Here is a 5,354-nt window from a genome sequence, read left to right as displayed (position 1 = left end):
ATACTGTATCAGCCGGAGACCTCCTCGCGGACGGTGCAGGATCCGCAGGCTATTATTCTCGCCCCCGGATTTTACGCCAAAGCAGATACTTCCAATCCTTTTATTGCGAAGATTGGTCCTGCTACGCAAAATTCGGGTGGCGGTCCTATAGATTCTGATGCAGGTTCAGGGAATCCCAGCGGAACAACAGCCCCTTCAGGACAAAGCTTTCACGATACCAAAGGAAATATTGAAGTCAACGGATCCGGACAGCTTCAGTTTACTTTACCTATTGCCCTGCCTCCCGGAGTAAAAAGTGTAGCTCCTCAGATCAGTCTGGTCTATTCCAGCGGTTCCGGAAACGGTATTGCCGGCTATGGCTGGAATCTGTCAGGCATCACCTCTATTTCAAGAACAGGAAAGAATATTGAAAAAGACGGCGAAGTGAAGGCGGTTCAGTTAGACTACTCGGATTATTATATGTTCAACGGACAACGGCTGATCCTTAAATCCGGTGAGTACGGAAAAGATGGTGCCGAATATGTAACGGAAAAGTATTCCAATGTGAAAATAAAATCCGTAGGATCTGTTAGTGCAGTTCAGCCATGGCAGGGTCCTGAATATTGGGAAGTGACTTTTGAAGACGGTTCTCAGGCGTGGTACGGAGGAACTGCCTCAGGAAACAGTTCTGCAAGAACACCAATAGAATATAATATCGTCAAATGGAGAGATGCTCAGGGGAATTATATCACGTATAATTACTCACAATCCGGAAATGTTTCATCCATTTCATCGATACAATGGGGTGGAAATGAAAGCTTGGGAAAAGTACATTTTAATGAAATTATTTTTAATTATCAGGAAAGAAAATTGATAGAAACCTCGTATTTAAATGAGCATTTGTTTGTTCAGAAGCAGCTCCTTAACAATATCGTGGTCAATACAAATAATGCATTATTTAAAAAATATGAAATAAAATACGCTGAGACGGCTAACGGATATCAGTTTGTAGATACGCTAACAGAGTATAATGCTGAAAATATAAAAAGTAATCCTGTTGTATTTGGATACAAAGAAAATGCAGCCTCACATATAGAAGAAAGAGGAAGTATCAATTATTCAAAATTTATAACTTTTGGAGATTTTGACGGGAACGGTATACTGGATGGAATTTATAAAAGAGATCCGGGAAAATTATGTCTTGAATGGGCGGGAAGCTCAGATTGTGACGAGTGTTATACCTATTGTACGAATGAGGTTAATACGATTGGAGGTTATTATCTCAAGCTCAATAATCTTAAGGATGCTTATAATACGACCAATGAATATTATTTAGGGGATGACAGCAGTTTTGAAAAAATAAAAACTTTAAAATATAAAAACTCAACAGGAAATTTAGAACAGGGAGAGTTTTTATATATTTATAAAGAAGAAACAAATTCACAGACCAATAAAAAGAATCTTGTTTTCTATTACTATAAACTGGATCTGTCAAAAAAGGTTACAGACTATACGAGTAACCAATCGGCGTTAATCTTAATGGAAAAAAAAGTATACGACGGGAGTAGTATTTTCATCAATGATGTCCATTACTATGATCCTAATACTTCTAGTGTACAGGAATATACCGATACTGAGACAACACTTGGGAAATCATATGAAATGGATATAGACGGGGATGGTTTGTCCGAGTTAATCATTGAAAAAAACTACAAAAAAACCAGATACAATATGGTAATGGAAGGAGAATATTCTCCCTATATTTATTACTATGTCTCTACTCTTTTAGAAAATAAAGATTCATATTTAATTGTACAGCCCTATCTCAACTCCAATTTACCCTCAGAAATTACCTTTCCCGATGGAAAGAAAATTTCAGAAAAAGCCAAATGGTTTGATTTTGACGGTGATGGTATCATTGATATAGGGGTAAAAGGAAATACTCTTCCTTCAAAAAGTTTTAGCTATACCCAAAACGATGAAAATGGTTACCCACAAAATGTGACAGGAAATATTCCCGTAAATGAATTTCTAATCTATGGGATAAGAAAAATTTTGAACGGCAATTTTGAATTTTATTTAAAAAGGGCAGATAAATTAAGCGGCCATTTTGAAGATGGACAATTTGGAGATTTTAATGGAGACGGATTGGTAGACTGGATTACTTATGCCTCAGAAAATATTGATAACTATTGGGTATTTTCACTCAATACAGGAAAAGGTTTCAATGAGCAGATTCGCAACGACTTAGTTCTAAAAAAGAATTTTACTTATAAAACAAATACTTTTTATATACAGCAAAAATTTAAAGTTTTAGATATCAATAATGATGGTAAATCAGATCTGATCTCCTTATATTATAATACGGGTATAACCGGTAATAATGAAAAATATTCAAAAGTTGAAATGAATATTTCTTATAACCTGGGTGAAAAGAATGGCATGATGCAATTTGGAAATTACGAATATTTTACCAAAAGATTTTCTTCTTTACTTTTCTTTGATGAACTGTCTGAAAATATCAAGTTTGACTTTGAAAGAAACAGTTTGTATATCATTGCCAATGGTGAAAATGCATCCAACTATGGCACTTCCATCGTGCTATTTTCAAAGGATAATATCAGAAATAATGCTGTTGTAAGCATCTCTCAGGGTGGAAAAGGTACTGATATTGATTATAAAGAATTAGATCCCGACACGAGTCCCGGCTCTTATGCTCCGATAAAAAAAGAACAATATCCTTATATGGAGCTGGACAGGCTTTCTCAAACCTATGCAGTATCACAACTCAGACAGGAAGGCAGAAAACAGGATTTCCGATTTCGGGGAATGATCAGCCATCTTCAGGGTCGTGGAGTGATAGGTTTTCGTCAAAGTGCCAAATCTTCATGGTATGCAGACGGCTTTGAAAATACAAAAATCTGGTCAGGAGCAGAAACAGATCCATTAAACGACGGACTTCCGATAAAAGAATGGTCTGTTAGGACCAATAATGAAAATCTGATTTTCCCTGCGGATCTTTCAGAAAATAATTCTCAATTAATAAGCTTTAAATCTACAGTTTATCAGACAGATCAGCTATTGGGTGGTCAGCTTGTAACTTCAGTTGCCAGTACCGATAAACCAAAGGTGGTAAAAGCCATACTTCCTAAAAATACCAGAGTTAAAGATTTTCTGACAGGCAGAATTACGGAAAGCAGCATTACGTATGGTAATTATTACCTCCCAACACAAACACTGTCCACAATCAATGACGGGTATGCTGCAACAACTTCTACATTCGAATATGTACATAATCCGTCCGGTACAGGAGCGGGGTACTATATTGGGCGGCCAAAATCTAAAACCGATGTAGTACAGGCTTATAGCGATACCAAATCTGCTAAAGAAGAATATACCTATGAAAATAATTTGCTAAAAACCCAGAAAAACTGGAACAGAGACAATACAGGCTCGTTACAAACCACCTATAATTATGATGGTTTTGGAAATATCACCCAGAAAACAACCGGCAACAGTGTAGATTCCCAAACCCAAACCACCAAAGCAGAATATGATGGCAAAGGAAGGTTTGTGGTTAAAAAAACAGACAACTTAGGATTAGAAACCAATATTACTTACAATGATTGGGGGCAGGTTACAAAGCAAACCGATCCGTTGGGAAATACCCTTGAAAATGAGTATGACGGATGGGGAAAACTGATGAAGTCCAAAACGAATCTGGAAGGAACCACCTCCTATCAGTACGAAAGGGACAATAATTCCAATATTACGGTTACTCAATACGATTCCGATGGTGACATTTCTAAAAAATATGCCAATAAATTAGGGCAGGAATATAAAGTATCTTCCAAAGCATTGGGGCAGGAAAAATATATTTCTAAGGAAACTCAATATGATATTCTGGGTAGAAAATTAAAAGAGTCTGAAGCCTATTTTGAAGGGCAAGCTGCCAACGGATGGAATACCATTACTTATGATGATTCTGTATTTCCTGCCAAAATAACGGCTACTGCATTTAACGGCAAACAAATGGAGACCAGCATCTCAGGCAATATAACCACCGTAAAAGAACTGAATGGCTATGGAAGAACCACCTCTAAAACTACTGATGCTTTGGGTAATGTAATTTCTACAACAGATAAAGGAGGAAGCATACAATTCTCTTATAATGCGGCCGGAGAACAGACCAAAGCACAATATGCAGGAAACACCGTCACTACAGCATATGACGCATGGGGTAGAAAATCAGAGTTCAATGATCCTTCCAACGGAATTTACAAATATGAATATGACGGATTCGGGCAGCCTAAAAAAATCATCAGCCCGAAAGGAGCCAAAGAATATATCTATAATAATCTGGGGCAGCTGATTTCTCAGAAAGAGCTTTCCAGGGCGGATGGCGGAAAGGTTACCAGTAAATTAATTTCTTTTACTTATGATGATAAAGGAAGACTGATTTCAAAATCCGGGACTTCCAAAGGTGAATCTTTCAGCTCCAGTGTAGCCTATGACCCGCAGGGAAGATTATTGTCTTCGTCGGAGAGCAGCAATGGGAAATACTTTATCCAGAAAGGAATTACCTATGATGATAAAGCAAGAGTTGTTTATTATGAAAAACAATTGTATTCTTCCGGGGTTCTTACTAAAGTTCAAATAGAAAATGTATACAGTACATGGAATGGAGAACTGTATCAGATAAAAGATAAAATAACAGGTAAGAGCCTGTGGCAGCTGAAAGAAGCCAATGCCAAAGGACAGGTGCTTAAAGCAAAACTTGGAGCGGTAGACATCAGTAATGTTTATGACAATAACGGATTCCTTACAAATGTTAACCACTCATCTGCTGTTAAACCTTCCATTCTTCAACTTTCCTATTCATTCGATGCGATTAAAAATGAGCTGAAAAGCAGAACAACCGGAGGAGATTTCAATATCACAGAATCATTTGACTATGATGATAACAACAGACTAGTGAACTGGACCAATCCGGTAACAGGAGTAAAACCATCAGCCAACAGAAATGTCTATGATGTAAAAGGAAGAATCCTTGAAAATGATCAGGTCGGGAAAATCAAATTTGAAAATGCGGCGAAAATTTACCAGCCTACCGGAATGACCCTGAATGCGACGGGAACCCCAAATTATACGAATGACCTCATCCAGAGTATTTCGTACAACGAAAATAACGATCCCGTATTTATTGATGGAGAAAATGGCGATGTGGTCTTCAGGTACGGACTCACAGCGATGAGACAGAGGGTTACTTACGGCGGAAACTTTTCAGCAGACGGCGAAGGTAAATTCACCAAATTCTACAGTGAAGACGGAAGTTATGAAATCGTAAAAGACAATACCACAGGAAAAGAAAAGCA

The 5,354-nt window shown here is 37.6% G+C and carries 1 protein-coding gene; it reads left to right on the top strand.

Going from position 1 to position 5,354, the window contains the following annotated elements; translation table 11 throughout:
* Window positions 1-5,354 (top strand): SpvB/TcaC N-terminal domain-containing protein (locus JO178_RS07455; RefSeq protein ID WP_291933716.1); only part of this gene is annotated, 5,354 nt, incomplete at both ends.

The organism is Chryseobacterium sp., from assembly GCF_019236175.1.
Taxonomy (GTDB): domain Bacteria; phylum Bacteroidota; class Bacteroidia; order Flavobacteriales; family Weeksellaceae; genus Chryseobacterium.
This window is presented reverse-complemented; position numbering and strand designations above follow the sequence as displayed.